This is a genomic window from Methanobrevibacter sp. 87.7 (assembly GCF_002208625.1).
Lineage (GTDB): Archaea > Methanobacteriota > Methanobacteria > Methanobacteriales > Methanobacteriaceae > Methanarmilla.
In genome coordinates this window covers 1-1,357 of sequence record NZ_MRCT01000266.1, presented here as the reverse complement: position 1 = coordinate 1,357, position 1,357 = coordinate 1, and the positions used below count along the sequence as shown (strand labels likewise).

Here is a 1,357-nt window from a genome sequence, read left to right as displayed (position 1 = left end):
ATATGGTTTAGTAAGTATAATTTTTTTAATTTGTTAATTTTTATTTAAAAAATATAATTTTATTTATTTATAATAATCTTTGTTGATCAAAATGTGTTGCAGTTGGTATTTTATCTGTAAATTCTGGAAGATCTATATAATTTTCAATATCAACTTTTTTAAGATTTTCCTTGTTTTCTCCAGTTGAATATAATACAATATCTGGATAATTAAATCTTGCTTTATTTAATGCTTGAACAATTGAAGATACTTCATTTAAATGATATAAATCTTCACCAATTGCAATTTGTGTTTTCATCTCATCAAATTTAGGATATTCAGGTAAATCAATAAAGATATAATCTTTATCTATATTATAATCTTCAGCGATTTCTCTTTCTGCTTTTCTTAAATCTCTTTCTTTGATTTTAAATACTTCTGTAGGTTTTTGGAATCTATTTAATCTAATGGTTTTAATTCTTTTAAGTAATTGTCTATTTTCTAATCTTTTTATAATGTCTTTTGTAAATTCATTATCACTGTCTTTACATTTCCAAATCATTTCATTATCATCATAAATACTAAGTTTTCTAGGATTTATATTACTACTTTTAATAAATTTTGTTAATGCTCTTCTAAACATTGCATTTATTATTCTTGTTGTATGATGTTGATATACACTTGGATACATAAAGTATCTTGCTACAAGCATAGATTCTGCAGCTTGAACACCTTTAATATCTAATACTAAGTATTTTTCTAATTTTAGATTTGTAATTATTCTATCTACATCAATTACACCATAAGCTACACCAGTATAATGTGAATCACGTATTAAATAATCCATTCTATCTACATCTAATTCACCAGATATAATAGGTCCAAGTTTACCTTTACCATTAATAATATCAACTATTTTATCTAGATTATAATTTTCACTAAGTTTAGTGGATATTGATGTATTTTTAATAACAAATGCTGTAAGTTCTTCATGTTTTACATTCATAACTGATTCAGAAACATGTGAAAATGGTCCATGACCTATATCATGTAACATTCCAGATAATCTTACAAGTTGTAATTCATCATCTGTTAAGTTAAGTTCTTTTCCAAGTAATGAAGCAAGATACATAGTACCTATACAATGTTCAAATCGTGAATGATTTGCACCTGGATAAATTAATGATGTAAAACCTAATTGTTTTATACGTCTAAGTCTTTGAAATTGTGGATAATCCATAATTTCTTTTTCGAGTTCAGTTATTGGAAGATCTCCATGTATACTGTCTCTAATAAATTTATTATATTTTAACATTAAAACCACATTAAAAATTTATAAAATATATTATGAATTTTTTTAATTTATTAGTCTTAATTT

Annotated in this window: 1 protein-coding gene; it reads right to left on the bottom strand. The window is 23.7% G+C overall.

The features are described from left to right. Window positions 1–67: 67 nt before the first annotated feature. Window positions 68–1,294, bottom strand: coding sequence for an HD domain-containing protein (locus tag BGI41_RS08130; protein WP_088540197.1), 1,227 nt, complete (start codon window positions 1,292–1,294; stop codon window positions 68–70). Window positions 1,295–1,357: the final 63 nt, after the last annotated feature.